Genomic DNA, 22,757 nt, shown 5'->3' with positions numbered 1-22,757 from the left:
GTAATGTGACCGTGTTGGACTGCAGTGATGGTTCGAACCTGCTGTCAGATGCAGAATGGTCGCGATCTGCTATACCTGCGAGTGGGGAGACTTGCGTGCGAACTTCAATATTTGTGTTTCTGTGGTCTTTGGCGACCCTACCCGCTGTGGCAAATGCCTGTGAGGAATGGGCGGCCATGGTGGTCTCCGCAAACGGTTATGTGGTGGTAAAGAGCGGTGGGGCGACTGCATCGTCGCCAGACCCGAACGCAGTAAGCCCTGCCCGCGCGGATAGCGTGGTCTGCCCGGGGCAGCAACTTGAAGTGGGACGCAACAGCCGTGCGGCCATTTATCTCAGCAATAATAGCTTTGTCAGGCTCAGCGAAAACACCGTGATGTCCTTTCCGGCGACGCAAAACGAAGGCAGTTTCTGGGTGGAGCTGAAGCAGGGTGTGAGCCATTTCATCAGTCGCATCACCCTGCGTTTCGGCGTCAAAACCGCGTACACCAACGCCGTGGTGGATGGTACCGAATTTTTAGTGAGCGCCCATTCCGATCGCACCCAGGTCAGTGTGGTGGAAGGTTCGGTTTCTGTGACCATCGGCCAGCAGGGCATCCAGGTGCCGGTGGCGGCGGGAGAAGGCGTGGTGGTGGACGGCAGTCCCCAGTTCAAACGCATTCAACTGTCCGCCACTGAGTCGGTGGATTGGGCTGTGTATTTTCCACCGCTGGTAGTAGTGGATGAGCTGACTACGTCACAGCATTCCACTGCGCTGCAACAAGCGAAGCAACACTTAAGTCAAAGCCGCCCTGATCTGGCCATACAAACATTGGAAGCCATTACCGAGCCGGATTCAGCCATTGCCGTTGCCTTGGCCGCGAGCTATTTGTCCGTGGGCCATGTTGCCCGCGCTGAGCAGGCCATCAGCCAGGTGCAGTCAGCCCAGGCCCAGGCGTTGCGTAGCCTGATGGCGGTGTTAACCAATCAGCCACAACAGGCAGTGGCCATTGCTGCCGGGTCAGAGGCCCGTACACTCTCCCAGCACTTGGCGCGCTCCTATGCCTATCAGGCCAATCTGGAAATGCCGAGAGCCCTGCAAGCTGCCCGTGAGGCCAGTGCCCAATACCCGGATCAGTCTGCCGCCTGGGTGCGGCTAAGTGAACTGCAAGTGGCCATGGGGGATGTGGGTGCCGCAGCGGATTCCATTGCCAAGGCCAGGCAACTTACGCCGCAAGATCCTGCGGTGCTGGTGCAGTCCGCCTATGTGGATCTGTTCAATAACCGCTTCCAGGAGGCCGAGGCACAGTTCCGCCAGGCGATCGCCCGGCATTCAGAAGATCCACAGGCCCGCTTGGGTTTGGGCCTGGTGCTGTTGCGCCAGGGCGATCTGGAAGCCGGCCGCAAACAGCTGGAATTTGCAGTCAGCCTGGACCCTGCCCGCAGCGTGTTGCGCAGCTATCTGGGGCGGGCCTATTTCGAAGAGAAGCGGGATGACGAAGCCTCGGTACAATGGGCATTGGCAAAGCAATTGGACCCGGAAGATCCGACGGCGTATTTTTATGAGGGGGTGCGCAAGCTTTATAGCAATGATCCCATTGCGGCCATTGAGGAACTGGAAAAATCCCGTCAGTTGAATGATGAGCGAGCCTTGTATCGCTCCGAAACGTTGCTGCAGAGCGATGAGGCGAGTCGCAGTGCGGTGTTGGCGCGGGCGTATGATGAGGTGGGGTATGATCATGAGGTTCTGAGAGAGGGGCGGAGATCACTCAAGAAAGATCCAACCAACTCTGACGGCCATCGGCTACTGGCTGACGATTATCGTGATAATAGTCGATATGAGTCGGCACGGGGCTCTGAAACATTACAATCCCAGTTGCTGCAGCCGCTTACCGCATTCCCGTTGCAGCCGCAACTTAGTGAGACCGGGATTTCTTATGTTGAAGGCACCGGCCCCCAAAAACCTGGATATAACGAGTTTCATTCGCTGTTTACCAGAGATGGACCTTACGGAGCTGTTAACGGTTTTGTTGGTAGCGATGGTACCTGGGCAGATGACCTCGTAGGTTCCTTTATCGCTGGGCCACTGGCGATAAGTCTTGGCCAGTATCATTTTGAGTCTGATGGCTGGCGGGACAACACATCTCAAGAGCAAGATATATATGATGCGTTCGTTCAATGGCAAGCAACGGATAAGCTTAGTATGCAGGCGGAGTATAGGTCTTTAAGTTGGGATTTTGGGGACTTGACTCCGGAGCTACAATCTACTTCGGGGGAAAACGAAGGTGAGCGATTAGATCGAAAAACCTCTAGGTTTGGTTTGAACTACCAGTTCAGTACAAAGGATGTCATTCTCCTTTCGTTATCCAACAGAGAATTGGACGATAATACTGATTCTTCACTATCGTTTCTCTCTCGCGAGGAAAGAAATGAAAGTGAACTGGATTCTGTAGAGTTACAATATATTAAAGTTTTGCATCGACATAAACTCATTGTCGGAGCATCTTACTTTGAGCTTGAGGATTCAATTGACATTTGGGACAGTGCAAGTGCACCAGCAATGCCGGGCGTAACAGCCGTGTTTGACCGGCAGAATGACACAAGCACGTCCCCAGAAGTGGTCAATGTCTACGCATACTATTCATACGTTTTCTCAAATTTCGAAATTGATTTTGGCCTAACATACGCAGAGCTAGGAAGAGAGATTAATGCTCAAGTTGACCAGAGTTTTCTATTTGTGGATGCCAACGGTTCGGTAGTGGGAAGCATTCCACAACCAAGCGGCTCCGATTCTATGAACTCGGATGTGGAAAAACTCTCTCCTAAAATAGGGTTGTCCTGGGTATCAAACCCCATAGAATTTAAGTTTGCGGCGTATCGTGGATTTCGGTACTTACCAAAGTTGGATCAATCGATAGAGCCAACTCTGTTTTCTGGATTCTACCAATTGTTCGATGATCCGCTGGCATCAACTTCTGAAACTATAGCGGCTGAACTTAATTACAGCTCTGCGGATAACTGGGTGTCGGGGATAAGTGTGTTAAGGCGATTTGTTGATTATGACGAGATCTATCTCTCTCCCGCTATCGCTCTGGAACATGAGAATATCGAGTTCGACGAAAACCTCGCAAATCTCTACTTCGTGATTACCCCGGTCCAGGCTTTGTCGCTAAGTGCTCAATTGGATTGGGAGCGCCGAGATTATGAGGATTTTGGGTTCGCTGTAAGTCGTGTGGACTTTATTGATCTTTATTCGGTTCCGATTGCTATTAACCTGTTTAACGCTCAGAAAACCTCATTTAAGATCGAGCAGGTGTATTACAAGCAAAGATATAAGGAGAATGACTTCACTTCAATGACCGAAGATAATACCTGGGTTACCAATATGTCCATTCGTAGAACGTTCGAAGGTTTGAGGGGGGATGTTTCCTTTGGTGTTAGAAATTTGTTGGATGAAAAAACTGAATTTGTGAATTTTGATGCATCGACATTGCAATTTTATCCTTCCCGGTTTTGGTACGCGGCAGTAAACATTAATTTATAGGAGATAAATATGAAAATTCCCGTCAACAGATCAGCCTCTATTGCGACCGTGTTGCTTTCGTCTTTAGTGACAAGCTGTGTGACAGCGGAAAGCATAGTGGTAAATCAACCGAAGACAAATCCATCCGTCAAGCCTATTAAGGAAGCTAGTACCGACGAATACATGCCATTTTTCGTGGCTTTCAAGAAGGATGGTACGCCCGTAATCTATTCACGCGATGGTGTGGCGTTAGAAAACCGACCCCTTAAGTTCCCTTTGACAACATCCAAAGTCTATAACGTAAAAACCTATACGTTCGGTGCAGTAGAGGGATCTTGCGACGTATTTTGGATGTACGGCTCAGCCGGAGGAATTACCGGTTTTACGCCTGAGGTGTGTAAATACTTTGTTAATACTCCCAAGTAGCCAGTTGGAGGGGCGGGCTTAAATGTGTCGTTCCCGTTCCCTCCGTCATCCTGCGTCGTAAATCAACTTAGTTCCGATCTGCCAATTCTTATCGATTCAAAACAGCAAGATCCGCCGGGTAGTGTTAACGCATTCCCCATCACACTCGCCGTCTCCACACACACCATCTCGCGATAACTCTCCTCCCCAAATTGACTTAACCCCCGCCCTTTTTCGATCCACGGATTCCATACCACGGCGGATTTCGCCGTACTCGACGATACCTGGATCTCGCGGTTCCACTGCCGGTCGCGGACCACAATCAACTCCGGCGTGTCCACATAAATTCGATCCGTCTCTTGCCCGATCTGAATGGGGGTGTCCTCGGCTTTTTCCCGCCAATCGTCCAGGGTGTCAATGAACGTCACACCCTCAAGCTGGCCGATTTCCGTTTGGTTCACATCGCTGATGGCAAAATAGCTGTGCAGGGCCTGGCTGAAATGGAGAGTTTGATCTGAATTGTTCCTCGTAGTGAGGGTGAGCTGCAGTTCAGCGCCGACGACCATTTCCAGGCTCAGCTCCACTCCATTGGGAAAGGGCGCAGGCCACGTGTTGGTGGGGAATTGAAATCTCAGGGTCACGCCGTCTTCGTTGCTGGCCACTGAATCCAATAGCCAGGGTTTATCCCGCACCCAGCCGTGGGCGGGAAGCGTTCCCGCGGGCAAATGTTGTTGCACGGCGCTTGGATTGCGGCGGGGGCCTCCGAACCAGGGCCAGCATACGGGGATGCCGCCGCGTACTGACGTGCCGCGTTTGAATTCCGCCAGTGGACTTAACCAGATGATGGGCTTGTCTCCGGTTGGGGTGTATTCCAATAGTTGTGCGCCCTGCAGGGCCACCAGGGCAGTGGCCTTGGGGTGTTGGATGCGGATGCAGGGCAGCTCGTCGATCTGGCACAGAATTGCGGTTTGGTTTTCCATAGAGACACATCAAAGCAGGGTTTGGCGTTCAGTCTATCACTCAATGGCGGACTGTTAAATTCGTACAAGTCCTGGCGCAGTGTTGGCTTTATTGTGGAGACGACCAACCAATAACAAGAAGAGTCAAACAATATGAAACCGATACGATCTGTGTGCGGCCTGGTTGTCGTGCTGTTGGTGTTGATGCTGTCTGCCTGTGGTGGTGGCGTCTCGGGTGTGGAGGGGCTGTACGTGGCCAAAACCGAGGATGGGTTGAATATCAAAATGCGCCGTTATCGGCCTTCTACCGATCATCGCTTCCGGTCCTCGCAACCGGTGCTGTTGTTTCCGGGGATCGTGAACAACTTGAATCAATTCGATGTGCGTTCCCCGCTCTGGTTAAACAGTTACCACTATCGATTGCCGGCGGATGCACCCCAATGGGCACTGAACGATCCCACCATTCAAAAGGATAACCTCAAGCTGTACAGTCTGGCCCATTACCTGTATTTGCGGGGATACGATGTGTGGCTGGCCAATTTTCGTGGTACCGGGCGGGGTGATTTTCAGAGTGACGACGGCCACCCCAATACTACGCTGGATGTGTGGTGCAGTCTGGACTATCCCGCCGCGGTGGACAAAGTGCGGGCCGTCACCGGTAAGAAGCCGGTGATCGGTGGCTTCAGCACCGGCGCCATGTGTGCTTATCAATACCTGCAGGGTTCCACCATGGATGCCCGAGTGGTGAAAGCCGGGGACTACCTGCCCCACGTTAAGAGTGACCCGCTGTTGGCGGCGCAACGGAATCGGCAGGTGGCGGGCTTTTTGGGGTTGGACCCGGCCGGAGCACCGGACTTCGCCTATAACTTCCTGGTAGACAGTCCGCTGGGTTGGGATCTGCTGGCGTTGGAAGCGAAGATGGATCTGGATGCGGTTCTACCGGTGGTGTTGTCGTTGTTGCCGCCGGTGATTGTGTCCGGAGCGACGGATCTGATCTTCAAAACCATTGCCAATATGGCGAATGCTTTCCCGGTGTTGCTGCCCAACTGGATGGATCTGTTTGGCGCGATTCAGGTTTGGAACACATCGAACACCAATGGCTATGTGGAAGACTTTATGGTTCGCCTGGGCTTGTCCGGGTTTTATGTGGGTAACTTCGCGCAGTTTGCGGATTGGGGGGTGAACGGTTTCGAGGTCCGGGAGCACTGGCAGAACGGATATGAAAACCGCCGGAAGCGGATGGCTGAAGATCGCGCGCAAGGGGATGGCTATCATTACTACAACGATTATATGCACTTGTTGACAGTGCCGGCCTATGCAGTGTTTTCGGAAAGCAATGGTGGGGTCAATTCAGCCCGCATGACGGAGTTACTGTTTGGCGGTAAAACCTATCACCCCCTGGACGGCTACAAAATTATTCCCGGTACCGCTCACCTGGATGTGGTGGTGGGGAATACAGCGCCGACCCTGGTGTTCCCTGCGCTGGCGGATTGGTTGGATTCACTGCAGCTGTAACGCTCCGCTCATGCCGCATTCATGCTCTATTTTACACCACCACGAATGAGAAGGGCCTGAACACTCAGGCCCTTCTCATTGGCTTCCGCCACCCAAGATCCTGAGTCGTTCCGAGCGTTGAAAGACAAACGATGGCGTCATCCCCAGCATACTGCGAAAGGTATGATTCAGATGGGATGAGTCGGTAAAGCCGGCGGCGTGGGCTGCCTCTGTCAGACTGTTCCCCTGTGCCATTAAGTTAGCGGTGACAAACAGCCGATGCCACAGGCGATAACGTCGAAGGGGAACACCGGTAAACCGTTTGAACCAGCGATTCATTTGCGATGGACTGAGGTCAACCTGCTGTGCCAGCCAGTGCGCGGGGAGGTTGGCCAGGGGGTCATCGCGGATCAATTGAATCAGCCTGCAGACCTTTTGCTGCGCCGCCTGCTGAGCGTTGCTCTTAAATGTTTGCTCCTTGCTGGCAAAGACGGTGTGCAGTAGCACGCCATAGGCATCTTCCGGTACAAACTCTTCCATAAATATCGACTTGAACAGGCGGATCTGCTCTGCCTCGATTCGGCTGTCCAGAAAAATATCACCCAACTTGTTCTGCATCTGCGGCATCAGAAACGCAAGGTCATGGCCCATTGGGTCAAGATAGCAGTTCACCATCGTCTGTTCCTGAGGGTAGGCACCAAAGTGCGTACCGGCGGGAATCAGTGCCGAGCGTGTGAGCGTGGTCTGGCCGCTGGCATAGTCGTGAATCCGGAACGGCTTTTCCAGGCCGATGAGCAGGGTGGTCGCCGCGGGTGTGAGGTCCGGCACCGGAGGCAGCTCACCCAGATAGAGGGTACGTTGGGTCCATAGATACAGCAGGATGGGGTCAGTGGGCATTGAGGGCGTCATTGGGCGATATTTTTGTTGTTGTTATGGGGCATCTCCGAACCTTCAGAAGCGACAAGGCTCGTATACGAACATGGATGATGCTTGTTTTGGAGCAATTATAAGTTTGTATGATCGAATTTGTTCGAATCTCTAAATATAGTAACAATTTTAATAGGTCTAGAAATGGGTGCGTCTCTCAGGGTATACATTTATAGAACTCGTGGGTTCTTGTCAGATGGTCAACCTTTTGCTACTGTTTTTCGAAACCCAATAGTCACAACCCACCGGTGCAGTTATGCCTACCCCACAAGAATTAGAACGCATCAAGCAAGGCCCTCAAACACCCCAACAACGTGTGTGGTGGGATCGATATTCACACCAGAAACTTCAACAATGGCGCCAGGTCTGCGATGAGCAGGCGGATGCCTGTACGGCATTGATCAAGCGCGGCCGCCCCTCCGATATGCTGGATCAGGTGGAAACCCGCGCCGCCAGTGAAGGCGATGTCTTTCAGGTGTTCCTGGATCATTGCAACCGGGTTCCCGGCTGGGTGGACTTTGACATCATGGAAGACGCGGCCCGCATTTTTAAACGTTATGCGCCGCTGCAAGGCCTGGTGTTGCTGTGCAGCAGCCTGGTTGAAGGCTACGCCTTCAACAAGCCTTCTCAGGTGTTGGTGGCCACCGGCCGGTTGCAGAAAGACGTGACCCGCCGCATTTATGAAACCGGGCAATTGCTCCATAACATGGTGGGCGAAGGCAATGTGGCTCCGGGGTCCGCGGGTCATCGCACGCTGATGGAAGTGCGCCTTATTCATTCATCGGTGCGCCAGTTCCTGTGGAATTCAGGTAAATGGGACGCGGAAAAATACGATCAACCCATCAACCAGGAAGACATGGCGGGCACAGTGCTGGAGTTCGATTTCATGGTGGCCCGCGGCATCGAGCGGCTCGGTGTGAAACTGAGTTATGAGGAAAAGTGCCTGATGCAGTACTTCTGGCGTTACGCCGGCCATGTGTTGGGCGTAAAGGAAGCCTTGCTGCCCGCCAGTCTGGAAGAACAGGAGATGCTGGCCCTGCAGCTGGTGACGCATCTCTACAACCCGACACCGGACAGCGAAAAGCTGGCCAAAGCATTGTTGCGGGATATGGCAAAAGAGCCGCCGTTCCATCTGCCGGAGGGGTTGTTAATTGCCTTCAGTGAGTTTCTGGTGGGGCCTGTCGTGGCCAATGATATCAACATGCACGCCACACCGGCGGACCGCTTGAAAGTGCGACTGATCCGGGAGGCCATCAGTGTCGCGGCCAAGGGGCGTCATGTGGCACCCAATGCATTGCAGAAGGTGTTAGAGCAGCTGAACCACCGCATGCGCCGCAAAAATATCTTTGATGGCCTGGGGGGTGACCCGTCCCAGTTTGCCTTTCGCAGCCTGGCCTGACGAAATTGGTCATGTTTTGACCTGTGGCTTCAGCCGCAGAACAGTATTAGGTTTTGAAGAATAGGATTTAATTTAATAAAAACAGCAGGATATTGGATTGGTGAAAGTTGGCAGGGCCATTGCAATACCTATATCAGCAGCGAAACAGACCATAACGCTGTCCAACTTCTTGCTGGGAGCCCTATCCTACATCCCCCGTAGGTGGGGCTTTTTTTTATCCCCCTGTTTAAAAAATGATACAAAAACAACGCGTTAACCGGACATTCATCATGAATTGACGGGCGCTTTCGCGTATTATGGCGGGCCATATCAATGGACCGGTTGTCTGCCCCATGTCAGAAGAGAACTCGATCAACTATCGTGGCCGCAAAGCCTCCCGCGCCCGCAGCGAGCAGCGCCGCAAGGCGATTCTGGAAGCCGCCCTGCGTATTGTGGTGAGTGATGGGGTGCGAGGGGTGCGTCACCGTGCGGTGGCCAAAGAGGCGGATGTACCGCTTTCCGCCACCACTTACTATTTCAAAGACATCTCCGATCTGATTGCCGACACCTTCACCCTGTTTGCGGAAAACGCCATGAGTGACGTGGTGCAACCCATTTACCAGCATGTGGGTGAGTTCCTGCAGCAGCACAAAGGGGAGGTGGGGCACAGCGCCGAGGTCACCAATCAATTGCTGGAAAGCCTGTCGCGGTTGATTGTGGGTTTCCTGAAGCTGGAGCTCACCGAGAAGCGCGATCATATGATTGCCGAGCAGGCCTTCAAGCACGAGTGTCTGCGGGATGCCCGCCTGCGCAGTATTGCGCAAACCTATTTCGATCACCTGATGAATGAGATGGTGGAGTTGTGTCGGGTGATCGGTGTGGAGGATCCGGAGATTGCCGGAGAGCTGCTGATGGGCACGATCTTCCGCATTGAGCACGAGGCACTGATGGTGCCCGCTGACCAGTTTGATGAAGACAAAGCCTGCAAGATGATCAAGCGGCAACTGGCCGCGTTCCTGCCACAACCTTGACACCATTCGCATGGCCACGGGGGATAACATGTCACCAGAACAAGTGAAAATGGAGCCCAGTTGGAAGCAGCATTTGTTGCCACAGTTCCAGGCGGATTACATGCAGCAATTACGTCAGTTTCTGCTGCAGCAAAAGCAAGCGGGCAAGGTGATCTACCCTAAAGGTGACGAATATTTCAATGCCTTCAACCTGACGCCTTTCGATCAGGTGAAAGTGGTGATCATCGGGCAGGACCCCTACCACGGCCCCGGCCAGGCCCATGGCCTGTGTTTCTCCGTGCAGCAAGGGGTGGCGTTTCCTCCGTCACTGCAGAATATTTTCAAGGAAATCCACGCCGACCTGGGATTGCCGATACCCAAAAACGGGTGTTTGACTCATTGGGCGGAGCAGGGTGTGCTGCTGTTGAATGCGGTACTGACAGTGGAGCAATCCAAAGCGGCGGCGCACCAGGGTAAAGGCTGGGAACAATTCACCGACGCGGCGATTAAAGCGCTGAATGATCAGCGCGAAGGCATTATGTTTCTGCTGTGGGGCAGCTACGCCCAAAAGAAAGGCCAGATCATCGACACGCGCAAACATTGTGTATTGAAAGCGCCTCACCCATCCCCTTTATCTGCCCATCGCGGCTTTTTCGGCTGCCGCCATTTCTCCAAAGCCAATCAGTATCTGGAATCCATCGGCCAACCCCCCATCGACTGGTCGGTGCCAGCATAATTCCAGTCAGCCTTTATCCAGCTGACGATATTGCCGTGGCGACAATCCGGTGACTTTTTTGAACAAGCGGGAAAAGTACTGGGGGTCTGCGTAGCCCAATTCACTGGCCACATGACTGACGGGCTGGTTGCCGATATCCAACAGATAGCAGGCCCGTTCCATCTTCAGATGAATAAAGTGCTGAATGGGTGAGTAACCGGTGAGTGCTTTGTAGCGTTTGGAAAAATGAAACTTGGACAGGTGGGCGGCGTCGGCCAGGGCGTCCAGATCCAGCTCCCCTGACAGGTTGGCCATCATCAGGGTCTGAATGGTTTCCAGGTTAATGGGTTGGCGGGCTTGCAGGGACTGGCCGGAGGTCAGCAGGGCCAGGTAGGTGAGGGCCTGCTTGAGGGTCTGGGAGGCATGAATCAGGGCTTTCATGTTGTAGCCGGTTTCCCGCACGCTGAACAGGGCATCAAAATCGCTGATGATTTTGGGGTGCAGACCCACATTCACCACACACATTCCCTCCGTTAGCCCTAAATTCGCAATATAGTCCAGAGCCTTGCTGCCGGCGAAGTGCACCCAGCGCAGGCTCCAGGGTTGGCTGTCTGCCGCTCGGTAGTGGTGGCGGATGCCCCTGGGCAGCACAATCAAATCCCCCGGGTTCACCGCAGAAACACTGTCGCCGACGTGGACTTCACCGCGCCCATCGCTGCAATACATCAGCAGGTTATCTTCGTGCTCCTGGCGCGACATGGTGTGGCCCGACGCGCTTGGGTATAGTCCCATGCCATTGATATACAAGGCTTCGGTCAGGGGGTGGCGGGCCAGTTGCACACTGGCGAAGAGAGGCACAAAGAAGCGGATGGCCCCGGGCTGGAGGGGCCATCCTGAGGAAACCGGCATTGTATTCTCCTGCTATGAGGGGTAAGTGTAAAAAGCAATATAGTCCATGTTGTAAGCAATATCGTCAATGGTAAGCGACCCTGGGCTATGCTACAACTACAGGATTGAATGCAGCTCAGAATGACAGCCCAGAATAAAAAGGAATCGTTATGTCCACCTCAGTGTCCCGCCCGGTAAGTCCAGTAAAAGTCCAGCAACTGATTAATGGTGAATTTCATCTAAGCCAGGCCAAGGACTGGATTGATGTCACCAACCCCGCCACCCAGGACGTGATCGCCCAGGTGCCCTGTACTACCGCCGCTGAAATGCAGCAGGCCATCGCGTCAGCCAAGGCTGCCTTCAAGGTCTGGAAAGAAACTCCGGTGCCGGCGCGGGCCCGTATCATGCTGAAGTACCAGGATCTGTTGAAAACCCATCACGATGAACTGGCGGAGATTCTGGCGAAGGAGACCGGCAAAACCTTTGAAGACGCCAAAGGTGATGTGTGGCGGGGCATTGAAGTGGTGGAGCACGCGGCCAACATTCCTTCCCTGATGATGGGGGAAACGGTGGAAAACGTGGCCACCAAGATCGACACCTATTCTTACACACAACCCTTGGGGGTGTGTGCCGGAATCACGCCGTTCAACTTTCCCGCCATGATTCCCCTGTGGATGTTCCCGCTTGCCATCGCCTGCGGCAATACATTTATCCTCAAGCCTTCGGAGCAGGACCCCATGACCCCCATGCGCCTGGCGGAGCTGTTCCTTGAAGCCGGGGCACCGAAAGATGTATTGCAGGTGGTGCACGGCCGCAAGGAACAGGTGGACGCATTGTTGACGGACCCGGAAATCAAGGCGATTTCCTTCGTGGGTTCGGTTCCCGTTGGGCAGTATATTTACCAGACCGGTACCGCCAATATGAAGCGGGTGCAGGCCTTTGCCGGTGCCAAGAACCACATGGTGGTGATGCCCGACGCCAATCGCGACCAGGTGGTGAATAATATTGTGGGCGCATCCTGTGGTGCCGCCGGTCAGCGTTGCATGGCCATCAGTGTGGCGGTGTTGGTTGGGGCCGCCAAAGAGTGGATTGGCGACATCAAAGACGCGTTATCCAATGTCCGCCCCGGTGCCTGGAACGATCCACAAGCAGCCTATGGCCCGTTGATCAGTCCGCAGGCCCGGGATCGTGTCCTGAGCCTGATTGCCAAGGGCAAGTCGGAAGGTGCCACCTGTCTGCTGGATGGCAGTGAATGTGTGGTGGAGGGGTTTCCGGATGGCAACTGGGTTGGCCCCACATTGTTCACCGATGTGACGCCACAAATGAGCATTTACAGTGAAGAAATTTTTGGCCCGGTGTTGTGTGTGCTGTGCGTGGATACCCTGGAGGACGCCATTGCGCTGATCAACGAGCACCCCTGCGGTAACGGCACCTCCATTTTTACCGCCAGTGGTGCTGCGGCCCGCAAATACCAGCACGAAATAGAAGTGGGGCAGGTGGGTATCAACGTGCCGATTCCGGTACCGCTGCCGTTCTTCTCCTTCACCGGTTGGAAAGCCTCGTTCTACGGCGATCAACACGCCTACGGTAAGCAGGCGGTGCGCTTCTATACCGAAACCAAAACCATTACCGCCCGTTGGTTTGAATCGGATATCGAAGCCAGCGGCCCGAACATGACCATCCACTTGAAATAATCGACTATGGATTTCGATCTCAACGACGATCAGCGGGCATTTCAGGAGGCGGCCAGGCAGTTTGCCGCCACCGAGCTGGCGCCCCATGCGGCGCAATGGGATGCAGACGCGTTCTTTCCCGTGGAGGTGATCCGCAAAGCAGGTGAGCTGGGCTTTTGCGGGATCTATTCTCCAGAAGCCGCCGGTGGTATGGGGCTGTCCCGGCTGGATGCCCATCTGATTTTTGAGCAGCTTGCTTACGGCTGCACCTCAACGGCAGCGTTCATCACCATTCACAATATGGCCACCTGGATGGTGACCTCTTTTGGTCATGAGGCCTTGGTTCAGGCGTGGGGCAGTGCACTGTGCAGCGGCGAGAAAATCGCTTCCTACTGCTTGACGGAACCCAATGCCGGTTCCGATGCGGCCTCTCTCAAAACCAGTGCGCAGTTGGCAGGGGATTACTATCTTCTGAACGGCAGCAAGTGTTTTATCTCCGGAGCGGGGTCCACGGATGTCTTGGTGGTGATGGCGCGCACCGGCGAGCCCGGTGCCAAAGGCGTGTCCTGTTTTTTGGTGGAAGCCAATTCAGAGGGCATCAGCTACGGCCGTAAAGAAGAAAAAATGGGTTGGAATTGCCAGCCCACCCGAACCATTTCTTTCGATCAGGTTAAGGTGCCGCGCGCCCATCTGATTGGCCAGGAGGGGGATGGTTTCAAGTTCGCAATGAAGGGCTTGGACGGCGGTCGCATTAACATCGCCACCTGTTCCCTGGGCACCGCGCAAGCGGCACTGGACGCGGCGCAACGCTATATGCATGAGCGCAAACAGTTCGGTAAATCCCTGGCGGAATTTCAGGGTCTGCAATTCAAGCTGGCGGACATGCTCACGGAATTGGTGGCGGCTCGGCAGATGGTACGGCTGGCGGCGGTGAAACTGGATCAGGGTGATCCGGAGGCCACGGTCTATTCCGCCATGGCGAAACGGTTCGCCACCGATGTGGGGTTTGCGGTGTGCAATGATGCCCTGCAGATTCACGGTGGTTACGGTTATATCAAAGAGTATCCCCTGGAGCGTCACGTGCGCGACACCCGGGTGCATCAGATCCTGGAAGGCACCAACGAAATCATGCGCGTCATCATCGCGCGCAGGGCGTTGATGGAAGGGGCAACGGAGGTAATTCAGTGACAGACAGTGTTGTATTTGAAACTCTGGCAGCGGGCAATGGCCAGTCCATTGGTGTGGCCACACTCAATGTGGAAAAGAAACTGAACTCCCTCAATCAGGATATGGTGGCGCTGTTAACAGAACAGTTCACCCACTGGCAGCAGGATGACAAGATTGCCTGTGTCTGGTTGCAGGGAGCGGGGGAGAAAGCCTTTTGTGCCGGTGGTGATGTGAAATGCCTGCGGGATCGCATCGACGCAGTGGGGCCAAAGGACGCCTTGCCTTACGTGCAGGCCTTCTTTGAAAACGAATATCGGTTGGACTACCTGATCCACCGTTACGCCAAACCCATCATCTGTTGGGGCCACGGCATTGTGATGGGCGGGGGAATCGGGTTGATGTCCGGTGCGTCCCATCGGGTGGTGACGGAAACCTCGCGTATGGCCATGCCGGAAATCACCATAGGCCTGTATCCGGATGTGGGGGGCACCTGGTTTTTGAATCATGCTCCCGGCCGCACCGGATTATTCCTGGGATTGACCGGCGCCAATTTCAACGCCGCCGATGCACTCTTTGTCGGGATGGCGGATCGCTTTGTTCCGAGTGCGCAAAAAGCTGCGGTATTGGCGGCTCTGCAGCAACAGGAGTGGAGTCAATCGGCTGTTGAAAACAGCGCCCGGGTGAGCGCGGTCTTGCGGGAGTTTGAAGCGCTGTCCCAGTTGCCTGCTGGCAACGTGCGTAAGCACTACGACCTGATTCAGGCGGTCACCGATGGCGATACCACGGCTCAGGTGGTGCACAATATTCTCGCCATTGAATCCGAAGAAAAATGGCTGCAGAAAGCGGTGGCCACCCTCAAGGCCGGTTGCCCTACCACCGCGCACCTGGTGTTTGAGCAATTGCGGCGCGGTAAGAAATTATCGCTGGAGGGCGTGTTCCAGATGGAATTGGTGATGTCCCTGCAATGTTCGTTGCATCCGGATTTTCCCGAAGGTGTGCGGGCCTTGCTGGTGGACAAAGATGGCGCGCCCAAGTGGCAACATGAGTCGGTGGATGCCGTGAGTGCTCAGTGGATAGCGGAGCACTTCGAGATGCCCTGGGCGCAAGGTGGGAATCCGTTGGCGGATTTGTCGTGAGCAAAAACGGGTTCGTGGGAACAGGATTAGGAGCAAGCTAATGGCAACAATCGGTTTTATCGGCGTGGGCAATATGGGTGGACCCATGGCCATCAATTTGGTGAAGGCCGGCCACCAGGTCAAGGTATTTGATCTGTCAGCGGAGTTGAAGGCCAAGGTAGTGTCTCAGGGAGCGGAAGGGGTGGACTCACCCCAGGCAGCGGTGGCCAACGCGGAGTTCGTGATCAGCATGCTGCCCTCCGGCCCCATTGTGGAGAGCCTCTACATCCACCAGGACAAGCTGCTGGATGCCATCAGCGATACGGCTTTGGTCATCGACTGCTCCACCATCGCGCCGGAGAACGCCATCAATCTGTTCAAAGCGGCCGATGCGAAAGGCATCACCACTTTGGATGCGCCGGTGTCCGGTGGGGTGGGTGGTGCCACAGCCGGTACCCTGACCTTCATTGTGGGGGGCGATGACGATGCCTTCGCACGGGCCAAGCCGATTCTGTCCGCCATGGGTAAGAACGTGTTCCATGCCGGCGGCCACGGCGCCGGGCAAACGGCGAAAATCTGCAATAACATGTTGCTGGCCATTCACATGGTGGGCACTGCGGAGGCCCTGCAATTGGGCGTGGACAACGGCCTGGACCCGAAAGTGCTGTCGGACATCATGCTGCAAAGCTCAGGCCGTAACTGGTCGCTGGAACTCTACAACCCTTATCCCGGGGTGATGGAAACGGCTCCCGCCAGTCAGGACTATGCCGGTGGATTTCAGGTGAATCTGATGAACAAGGATCTGGGGCTGGCCATGGAGGCGGCGCTGAAGAGCCAATCCACGACGCCTATGGGCACGCTGGCCAAGAGCCTGTATTCCCAGCACGGCCGCAATGGCTGGGGGATGAAGGATTTTTCCAGCATCCAGCGTTGGTTCGACAAGGCGGAGTGAGTATAGCGCGGCCTCCCAGCCACCTAACCCGGCGCCATAAAAAAGGGGGCCAAATGGGCCCCCGAGCTTTCGAGTCGTAAATCGTTAGCTGGCCTGCAGCATGGCCATGGCGGCCTCCATCTCGGCATTCAGATCCTCATCGGCGCTGTCGCCGATGTTGGGGTCCAGCCCCACCCGGCCAAAGGCGGTAACGTCCGCCCAGTTCAATTTGGTGATGTAGGGGTGATCCGGTTTGTTCAGGTAGGTCTGCAGATTGGCCACCATCACAATGTCCACGTAATCCGGTTTGTCGCTGCCGGTATCGCGGTTGAACTTGCGGTAGTTGGCGGGTACGTCCACCAGCTCTTTCGGGAACTCCCAGGATTGCAGGATCTTGACCCCCACCTTGGGGTGGATGGAATGAATCACCTTTTGCAGGGTGATGGGATCATTCAGGCGGTCGGATTCTTCTGCATAGGTGAGAATGGGCAGTACGCCGATCTCATGCACCAGCCCGGCCAGGGTGGCCTGATCCGGTTTCAGGTTGGTGTAGTGCTTACAGATGACGTTGGCAATACCGGCCACTTCGGTGCTGTGATGCCAGGATTCCCGCATGGTTTTGTCAATCAGATCCGAGGTGGCCTGGAACATCTGCTCCATGGCCAATCCGGTCACCAGGTTGGAAATGCAGGTGATGCCCAGGCGGGCGATGGCCATCTGCACGTCTTCAATCTCGCGGGAACCGCGCATGATCGGGCTGTTGGCCACCTTGATGATGCGGGCCGTCATGGCGGCATCGTTATTGATCACCTTGGCCAGGTCACTGGCGGAGGCGTTGGCATCTTCTGCCACTTCCCTGGCTTTCAGAGCCACTTCCGGCAGGGTGGGCAGCACCAGCCGATCGTTGTCGATAAGTTCGTTGATCTCCTGCAGGGTGACTTCTTCAATACTCGCCATCAGCAGCTCCACATCCTATGCCATAAACAGATTTCGTTTGAACCTATTTAAGTTATAGCATAGGGCAGCGGAAGCACTCGGATTTCACAGCCATCATTTTGTTCTAACTGCAGATTTTCTGATTCCGATCGCTCGGTTTTCAGAGTGGTAAGCACTTTGAGTGTGCGGTCACTCACCTTTGCCACGCTGAGTACGGTGCCCTGGTAGCCAGCACTGAGGATTTTATCGCCCACCCTGACCTGCTCACAGCCGTGAATTTCCAGGGGGAACACTCTCACTTTGGTCTGGCCGCGGTAGTGGATGCGGGCCACGATCTCCTGGCCTTTGTAACAGCCTTTTTTGAAGTTGATGCCCTGTATCAGGTCGTAATTGATTTCCTGGGGAATCCACTGCTCCGACTGGTTGGCGGTAATGTGAACAACTCCTGCGTTGATCTGGCTCAGCATCCAGGCGTTGTCACCCACCACCGTTACCGATTTCTCCTGCGCTCCCTGCAATAGCGCCTGTGCCGCCGCGGGCTCAAGAATGCCTAATGTGCCTAGCTCCGGAAGGGTAAACACCGTGGCGATCAATGGGCTCAGTTCGGGCGCTGAGCCACCACCCAGGGCGCACAGCAACAGGTTAGGCTCCGGGCTGACGTCAGCCTTGGAAAACATGGCAAATTTGGAGAGTACCTGTACCGTGCCGGCCACCTGGTCTGAGGGCAACAGCAACAGATAGTCGGCGTCCTGTTTTACGCAGATGAACGTGGCCTGGGCTCGGCCTTTGGCGTTACAGTGCGCACCCAGTACCGCCTGTTGATCACCCATCTGGTTGATATCGCAGGTGACCTGCCCCTGCAGAAAACTGCCGGCTTCCTCACCACTGACCCGGATCAGCGCCAGGCAGTCCAGCAGGGCAAGATAGGGTTCCCCGCTTTCGACGACGCGGGCTTCCTGTTCCAAATCATGGATATAGGTTCCACCGGGAACCTGATGTTCGATGCTTGTATACTCCGACCACATGGATTGAATCCCCCTGAACTGCGTGTTGGTGCGGCTGTGCATGCCATGATACGGCTGCCGGGGGCAAATGTCAGTGCTAGTTGAATGGGTATGGTTTATTTATAATGCGCCACTTGATTGGAGTGGTTATCAATGTCTGAACAGAATTTGAATGCAGAAGAACATATCCGCCGCCTGCGCTGGCATTGCCGCCGTGGGATCAAGGAAGTAGAGGTGTTGTTGGTGCCGTTTTTTGAAGAGCGCTACACCCAGCTCAACCCGCAAGATCAGCAACGGTTTGAGCTGCTGCTGGAGCAACATGACGTGGATATGTTCGAGTGGTTCACCCATCGCTCCAAACCGGAGGACCCCGACCTGGCACATATTGTGTCACTGGTGTTGAGCCGTGTGGGTTCCTGATCTGGAGCTGACGCCGTCGCCGTCGTTTGTGCTGGTGCTGGTTGCCCTGCATGGCAGTGTGATCGCAGCGTTGTTACTGCTGCCGCCGGTATTTCTGTTATTGCTGCCGATCCTCATCCTGTCCGGTCTGGTGAGTGTGGCCAAGTATGGTCTGTTGCTGCTCCGACGTTCGGTGCGACAGGTCTGGTTGACAGAGCAGGGCTGGTTCATTCGTTATCACGATCAAGGGGAGGCGGGGCCATTCGAACTCACCGCCAATTCCCGTCTGGGACAACGCTTTATCCGTGTCAGTCTGAAGGCCAGTCCGCAAGGTTCAGCGGTGCGTCATGTGCTGCTGACGCCGGGCATGGTGGGGCCAGAACACTTTCGCCGTCTGCAGGTGTTTCTGCGCTGGGCACCGGACAAACAATCCCTCCCAGCGGCGCAGACGACCAATCAATAAAAATCCACGCTCAGACAACACTTCAGTGCCGGTAGCTACCCGGCGACAACCCGGTCCAGCGGCGAAATGCCCGATGGAATGTGCTGTCATCAGCGAAGCCAGTGCGCGATGCGATCTGGGTGATGGGCAAAGTGGTTTTGCACAACAACTCTATGGCCATGTCCTTGCGTACATAATCCAACAGCATTTGATAACTCAGGTTACGCTCCGCCAGCCGACGCTGTAATGTGCGGCCGGAGCAGTTCATGCGCTTGGCCACTTCATTGATGCCCGGTGCGCCATCGATCAGCATCTGGGTCACATGGGTACAGATTTCCCGGGCGATGCGATCCTCGGAACGCAACTGCATCAACAGATTCACCGCGCGACTTTCCGACAGGTTAAACAGGTTCTGATCCGTCAGGTTGGAATGATAACTCAAACTGTCCAGTCGTAAATCAAACCGATCCTCGGGCTGGTTGAAGAGCAGTTTGGTGGATTGGAAAATTTCATTCACCACTGCATCCCCACAACACTGCTCATTCTGCAGATAAAGTGTGCGCGGTACATTGTTGGTGTTGAAGGTCATCTGGTCGGCCACACTGTACCAATAAGCAGTCATGTATTCGATCACATGGCGATGGGGGCGCGGGCCCTGGTAGCGAAACACCGTACGCAGGCATTCCTCGTCGGTTTCCATTTCCAGGCGAATGAAGTCGAACGACAGCGGCAGAAACTTGCTGACGGAATCCATCACCTGGTTAACGTCTTTCGCTGTCATGGACAGAAAATAGTACACACCAATGTGAGCAGGAAAACCTGATCCACCCATGCGCATGCCAAAGGCTGGATCTTGCGTGATCTGTTCTCCGGCAATGAGCGCCCGTTCGTACAAAGACAGTGGTATGCGACCATTGATCCGGTAGTCCTGGCTGGACCGTACATTAAGATGTTCGCAGAGTGTTTCCGTCGGGTATCCGAGTTTTTCCAGATACTGAAACACCGCGTTGTAAATTTCAAATGCGACTGTTGGGGCAGGCATAATACATCCCTCAAGCGCAGCCAATAACCTTCCATGACTGCAAAAAAATGACTCGCTTTACGCGCTTTGAATGGTTGGCGCGCTTTACTTCGTGACCAAACTTCTCAGCTGGGTCAGTTGTTTTTGGTTCGTGGTTCAGTATGGCACGACCGTGTCGTAATTGGCCAGTCGAAATCTTGAAACACTTCCTATTGCCGCTGTAACCTGCCTGCCATCGTCGCCTCACTCTGTTGTTGGATTTTGATCCAGTGATGAGCACACGAAAATAAAAAGAAAGTCGAGGAGAGGGAATGTGATTGCAAGTGCAGAAAAATCATTTAGGTTGAAGATATTGCTGATGACCGTGGGCTTGCTTGGTTTGCAAGTCAGCGGTTGCGGTGGAGACTACAGTGGTGAAGACGGTGCTGATGGGGATGTGTCCGCAGCCCTGAATCCAACCACCTCGCCAGTGGAGTCCAGCGATAATTCAGGTGCTTTAGAACAGTATTTTGAGCAGTACATCGAACCGCAAATGAGTTACTGCGGAGTCTGCCACACCCCCGGTGGGGTGGCCGACACCGACGAAGGCGATCGCTTCCTGTTGCTGGGCAGCCAGAGCCACTACAACAGCTTCGAGCAGGCCTGGATGGATCTGGGCGGTGGTGTCGAAAGCAATTTGTTGCTGGTGGAAAACGCCCTGGCGTCCGAGCCTCATTCCGGTGGTAAAACCTGGCCCCAGGGCAGCGAGATTTACGGCCGGGTGGCCACCTTGCTGAGTTGCTGGGATCAACCGGAAAGCTGCCCGCTGACCACCACCGATCCTACGGACCCAACCGATCCTGCGGACCCGCCCACCACGCCCAATGGTTTCCCCTTGCTGGGCAGTTCCCATGGTAACCATGTCTGGAACGCATTCTGTGAAACCGCAGCGGATGATGCAGCCCTGCCCGCCGACCCGCGCACTTTGATTGTGGAAGGGGTCAATGAGGAGAAAGCGGTTTATTTCAATTCCTTCTATCAGGACTGCCACGTCAATTTGCCGGAGAAAGATCAGGCTCCGAAAACCTGTGGCGATTACAAAGCTCGTGTGGCGGCGGGGGATTACTTTGCTAATCAGCGCGCAGCCATGACGAACCTTTCCGTGCCCTCCAATGTGCTCAATAACCTCTGGAAAGCCTGGGGCCTGAAAGAGCGGCCAGCGAATTTTGATCAGCTGTTGACGGAGCGCTACGGTTTCAACCCGGCACCCTATCCCAACCCTTATCCGCTGCCCGGTGAAGATCCGGTTAACAGCAACGGCGGCAGTGGCCAGTTACCCATGGGTTTGATCCAGGGGCGTGATGATGACGGCAACTACAACGGGCGCATCAGCATGAACTGCTACATCTGCCATGGTGGACAAATTGGTCACCAGTCTGATGGTGAAGGTTTGGGCCCGATCCCGGGCATGGGCAATACCAACACCGACATGATGATTTTAATGCGGGATATTTCCCGGGGATTGGTCGGTGGTCTGCTGCCTATTTCCCTGAACAATACCCGTGGCACGTCCAACGCGGTGGGTGCATTCGACATGCTCACCCTGGTGTGGGATGTGGATACCCTGTCGCTGGCCCCCAACCCCATCAAGTTGCCGTTCAATCATTCCTATCACGGCAATCAGGACATGCCCAACTGGTGGAACTCCAGTCACCGACCGCGCAAATTCTTTGATGGTGGTTTGTCGGTGGATGCCACCCGTATCGATATGGCCGCAGCCGATCAGGTGAATCTGTTGCAAAGCGGTGCCAAGCGCCGGGCTGTGACGGAGGAGTGGGATCAGTTCCTGCAGGCTTATGTGGATGCCCAGGTGGCACCGGCGTTCCCCGGTGAGATTGACGAAGCGCTGGCCAGCCAGGGCGCTATTATTTTCCATCAGCGGGATCTGTGGGCAGGCACCGACAACGCGGCCATTCCCCGGCCGGAAGGTAACGGTTCCTGTGCCGGTTGCCATGGCGCCTATTCCCCCCGTTTCGTGAACGACCCTGCGTTTCTGGAGGACCCGGCCCTGGAAGGTGTTGCCTCATACCTGGTGCCCCTGGACATCATCGGTACGGATCCGGCGCGGGCGTTGTCCATTTCGCCCGAAGTGCGTGAAGTGTTCAAGAGTACCTGGTGGGGCTACCCCGATGGTGTGGATGGATATGTGCCTCCCGGTGAAAAAGGTGCGTTGAAGGAATACCTGGATGACTTTGCCTATCCCATCATTAATCCGGAAGGACGACCTGTGCAGGGCCTGTGTGGCTGGGAAGAAAAGGTCGGCTATCTGGCACCGCCGCTGTATGGGGTGTGGGCGTCATCCCCATATTTCCATAATGGTTCCGTTCCCACCCTGCGCCAGGTGTTGAAACCGGAGGAGCGTCCTGCGATCTGGAAACGTATGGATTCTCCGGTGGAAGGCCGGGTGAAAGGCTACGACATGAGTCTGGCAGCCTATGATCTGGAAGAGCAGGTGGGCTGGAAGTATGAGGAGTTTTGCAGTCGCCTGGACACACCTGCGGAAGAATGCAGTGGCGATAACCGGGTGATCAACAATCTTCTGTACCGGTGGCTGGACAGCGTAAAAGACGATATCTGGATCTTTGGGTTCCTGAGCAAACCCTATGGCACCCAAAGTCAGATTGATCGACGCAAGATCTTCAACACCCACGATTTCAGCAACAGCAATACGGGGCATGAATTCACCGGTGTGTTGTCAGAAGCCGAGACCCGCGCGGTGATCGAGTATCTGAAAACCCTGTGATGATGTTGCGA

18 protein-coding genes and 1 pseudogene are annotated in these 22,757 nt (G+C 54.9%); 13 read left to right on the top strand and 6 right to left on the bottom strand.

All coding sequences use genetic code 11. The features are described from left to right. Window positions 1-176: 176 nt before the first annotated feature. Both D9N14_RS16700 and D9N14_RS16695 read left to right on the top strand, forming a co-directional pair. A complete protein-coding gene (locus D9N14_RS16700) occupies window positions 177-3,521 on the top strand; it encodes a FecR domain-containing protein (RefSeq protein ID WP_290581807.1) in 3,345 nt (1,114 codons plus the stop codon). A 9-nt stretch (window positions 3,522-3,530) separates the two neighbouring features. Continuing rightward, on the top strand, window positions 3,531-3,926 hold the full coding sequence (locus tag D9N14_RS16695) for a hypothetical protein (protein WP_290581805.1): 396 nt from the start codon (window positions 3,531-3,533) through the stop codon (window positions 3,924-3,926). Between the two features lie 62 nt (window positions 3,927-3,988). Here the strand turns inward: D9N14_RS16695 and D9N14_RS16690 are convergent, their stop codons facing one another. Then, on the bottom strand, window positions 3,989-4,885 hold the full coding sequence (locus tag D9N14_RS16690; RefSeq protein ID WP_290581803.1) for a D-hexose-6-phosphate mutarotase: 897 nt from the start codon (window positions 4,883-4,885) through the stop codon (window positions 3,989-3,991). A 132-nt stretch (window positions 4,886-5,017) separates the two neighbouring features. On the opposite strand from D9N14_RS16690, the gene D9N14_RS16685 reads away from it, so the two are divergent. Next, window positions 5,018-6,379, top strand: coding sequence for an alpha/beta hydrolase (locus tag D9N14_RS16685; protein WP_290581801.1), 1,362 nt, complete (start codon window positions 5,018-5,020; stop codon window positions 6,377-6,379). 75 nt (window positions 6,380-6,454) lie between these two features. Here the strand turns inward: D9N14_RS16685 and D9N14_RS16680 are convergent, their stop codons facing one another. After that, window positions 6,455-7,255: a helix-turn-helix domain-containing protein gene (locus D9N14_RS16680; RefSeq protein WP_290581799.1), complete on the bottom strand. Its 801-nt coding sequence runs from the start codon at window positions 7,253-7,255 to the stop codon at window positions 6,455-6,457. Between the two features lie 286 nt (window positions 7,256-7,541). Here D9N14_RS16680 and D9N14_RS16675 point away from each other — a divergent pair, with 286 nt between their 5' ends. From D9N14_RS16675 to ung, 3 genes and pseudogenes are all read left to right on the top strand, one after another. Then, window positions 7,542-8,684 carry an oxygenase MpaB family protein gene (locus tag D9N14_RS16675; protein ID WP_290581797.1) on the top strand — a complete coding sequence of 381 codons (1,143 nt, stop codon included), beginning with the start codon at window positions 7,542-7,544 and terminating at the stop codon, window positions 8,682-8,684. A 296-nt stretch (window positions 8,685-8,980) separates the two neighbouring features. Continuing rightward, a pseudogene (locus D9N14_RS22710) lies at window positions 8,981-9,251 on the top strand (TetR/AcrR family transcriptional regulator); the annotation flags it as partial. A 471-nt stretch (window positions 9,252-9,722) separates the two neighbouring features. Beyond that, window positions 9,723-10,409: a uracil-DNA glycosylase gene (gene ung, locus D9N14_RS16665; protein ID WP_290581793.1), complete on the top strand. Its 687-nt coding sequence runs from the start codon at window positions 9,723-9,725 to the stop codon at window positions 10,407-10,409. Between the two features lie 6 nt (window positions 10,410-10,415). Here the strand turns inward: ung and D9N14_RS16660 are convergent, their stop codons facing one another. Beyond that, the gene (locus tag D9N14_RS16660) at window positions 10,416-11,297 is read right to left on the bottom strand and encodes a helix-turn-helix transcriptional regulator (protein WP_290581791.1); all 882 of its coding nucleotides are present in this window, start codon (window positions 11,295-11,297) and stop codon (window positions 10,416-10,418) included. Window positions 11,298-11,446: 149 nt separating this feature from the next. Between D9N14_RS16660 and D9N14_RS16655 the strand changes: the two genes are divergently transcribed. Genes D9N14_RS16655 through mmsB form a run of 4 tightly spaced genes read left to right on the top strand, consistent with a single transcriptional unit; the run spans window position 11,447 to window position 16,183 of the window. Further along, window positions 11,447-12,970 (top strand): CoA-acylating methylmalonate-semialdehyde dehydrogenase, encoded by a 1,524-nt coding sequence (locus tag D9N14_RS16655; RefSeq protein ID WP_290581789.1) that lies wholly within the window; start codon window positions 11,447-11,449, stop codon window positions 12,968-12,970. Window positions 12,971-12,976: 6 nt separating this feature from the next. Further along, a complete protein-coding gene (locus tag D9N14_RS16650) occupies window positions 12,977-14,137 on the top strand; it encodes an acyl-CoA dehydrogenase family protein (RefSeq protein ID WP_290581787.1) in 1,161 nt (386 codons plus the stop codon). Continuing rightward, window positions 14,134-15,252, top strand: a complete 1,119-nt coding sequence (locus D9N14_RS16645; protein ID WP_290581785.1) for an enoyl-CoA hydratase/isomerase family protein — start codon at window positions 14,134-14,136, stop codon at window positions 15,250-15,252. Before D9N14_RS16650 ends, D9N14_RS16645 begins: the two co-directional genes overlap by 4 nt. A 40-nt stretch (window positions 15,253-15,292) precedes the next feature. After that, a complete protein-coding gene (mmsB, locus tag D9N14_RS16640; protein ID WP_290581783.1) occupies window positions 15,293-16,183 on the top strand; it encodes a 3-hydroxyisobutyrate dehydrogenase in 891 nt (296 codons plus the stop codon). Between the two features lie 84 nt (window positions 16,184-16,267). On the opposite strand, the gene D9N14_RS16635 is transcribed toward mmsB, so the two are convergent. Together D9N14_RS16635 and D9N14_RS16630 are read right to left on the bottom strand one after the other, a co-directional pair. Next, window positions 16,268-17,119, bottom strand: coding sequence for an HDOD domain-containing protein (locus D9N14_RS16635; protein WP_290581781.1), 852 nt, complete (start codon window positions 17,117-17,119; stop codon window positions 16,268-16,270). 47 nt (window positions 17,120-17,166) lie between these two features. Continuing rightward, entirely contained in the window at window positions 17,167-18,123 is a 957-nt protein-coding gene (locus D9N14_RS16630; protein ID WP_290581779.1) for a YgfZ/GcvT domain-containing protein, read from the bottom strand. A 132-nt stretch (window positions 18,124-18,255) separates the two neighbouring features. Between D9N14_RS16630 and D9N14_RS16625 the strand changes: the two genes are divergently transcribed. Further along, a complete protein-coding gene (locus D9N14_RS16625; RefSeq protein WP_290581777.1) occupies window positions 18,256-18,522 on the top strand; it encodes a succinate dehydrogenase assembly factor 2 in 267 nt (88 codons plus the stop codon). Further along, complete coding sequence (locus D9N14_RS16620) at window positions 18,509-18,964, top strand: protein YgfX (protein WP_290581775.1); 456 nt, start codon at window positions 18,509-18,511, stop codon at window positions 18,962-18,964. The genes D9N14_RS16625 and D9N14_RS16620 overlap by 14 nt, the downstream gene beginning before the upstream one ends. 22 nt (window positions 18,965-18,986) lie before the next feature. On the opposite strand, the gene D9N14_RS16615 is transcribed toward D9N14_RS16620, so the two are convergent. Further along, window positions 18,987-19,985, bottom strand: a complete 999-nt coding sequence (locus D9N14_RS16615) for an AraC family transcriptional regulator (protein WP_290581774.1) — start codon at window positions 19,983-19,985, stop codon at window positions 18,987-18,989. Between the two features lie 337 nt (window positions 19,986-20,322). On the opposite strand from D9N14_RS16615, the gene D9N14_RS16610 reads away from it, so the two are divergent. Further along, on the top strand, window positions 20,323-22,746 hold the full coding sequence (locus tag D9N14_RS16610) for a hypothetical protein (RefSeq protein WP_290581772.1): 2,424 nt from the start codon (window positions 20,323-20,325) through the stop codon (window positions 22,744-22,746). The last annotated feature ends 11 nt before the right edge of the window (window positions 22,747-22,757 follow it).

It is taken from the genome of Ketobacter sp., assembly GCF_003671495.1.
GTDB lineage: Bacteria > Pseudomonadota > Gammaproteobacteria > Pseudomonadales > Ketobacteraceae > Ketobacter.
This window is presented reverse-complemented; position numbering and strand designations above follow the sequence as displayed.

Bases quoted from the DNA above. Each gene is read 5' to 3' on its own strand.
- D9N14_RS16700 (WP_290581807.1), top strand. From the start codon at position 177: ATGGTGGTCTCCGCAAACGGTTATGTGGTGGTAAAGAGCGGTGGGGCG.
- D9N14_RS16695 (WP_290581805.1), top strand. From the start codon at position 3,531: ATGAAAATTCCCGTCAACAGATCAGCCTCTATTGCGACCGTGTTGCTT.
- D9N14_RS16690 (WP_290581803.1), bottom strand. From the start codon at position 4,885: ATGGAAAACCAAACCGCAATTCTGTGCCAGATCGACGAGCTGCCCTGC.
- D9N14_RS16685 (WP_290581801.1), top strand. From the start codon at position 5,018: ATGAAACCGATACGATCTGTGTGCGGCCTGGTTGTCGTGCTGTTGGTG.
- D9N14_RS16680 (WP_290581799.1), bottom strand. From the start codon at position 7,255: ATGCCCACTGACCCCATCCTGCTGTATCTATGGACCCAACGTACCCTC.
- D9N14_RS16675 (WP_290581797.1), top strand. From the start codon at position 7,542: ATGCCTACCCCACAAGAATTAGAACGCATCAAGCAAGGCCCTCAAACA.
- ung (WP_290581793.1), top strand. From the start codon at position 9,723: ATGTCACCAGAACAAGTGAAAATGGAGCCCAGTTGGAAGCAGCATTTG.
- D9N14_RS16660 (WP_290581791.1), bottom strand. From the start codon at position 11,297: ATGCCGGTTTCCTCAGGATGGCCCCTCCAGCCCGGGGCCATCCGCTTC.
- D9N14_RS16655 (WP_290581789.1), top strand. From the start codon at position 11,447: ATGTCCACCTCAGTGTCCCGCCCGGTAAGTCCAGTAAAAGTCCAGCAA.
- D9N14_RS16650 (WP_290581787.1), top strand. From the start codon at position 12,977: ATGGATTTCGATCTCAACGACGATCAGCGGGCATTTCAGGAGGCGGCC.
- mmsB (WP_290581783.1), top strand. From the start codon at position 15,293: ATGGCAACAATCGGTTTTATCGGCGTGGGCAATATGGGTGGACCCATG.
- D9N14_RS16635 (WP_290581781.1), bottom strand. From the start codon at position 17,119: ATGGCGAGTATTGAAGAAGTCACCCTGCAGGAGATCAACGAACTTATC.
- D9N14_RS16630 (WP_290581779.1), bottom strand. From the start codon at position 18,123: ATGTGGTCGGAGTATACAAGCATCGAACATCAGGTTCCCGGTGGAACC.
- D9N14_RS16625 (WP_290581777.1), top strand. From the start codon at position 18,256: ATGTCTGAACAGAATTTGAATGCAGAAGAACATATCCGCCGCCTGCGC.
- D9N14_RS16615 (WP_290581774.1), bottom strand. From the start codon at position 19,985: ATGCCTGCCCCAACAGTCGCATTTGAAATTTACAACGCGGTGTTTCAG.
- D9N14_RS16610 (WP_290581772.1), top strand. From the start codon at position 20,323: ATGACCGTGGGCTTGCTTGGTTTGCAAGTCAGCGGTTGCGGTGGAGAC.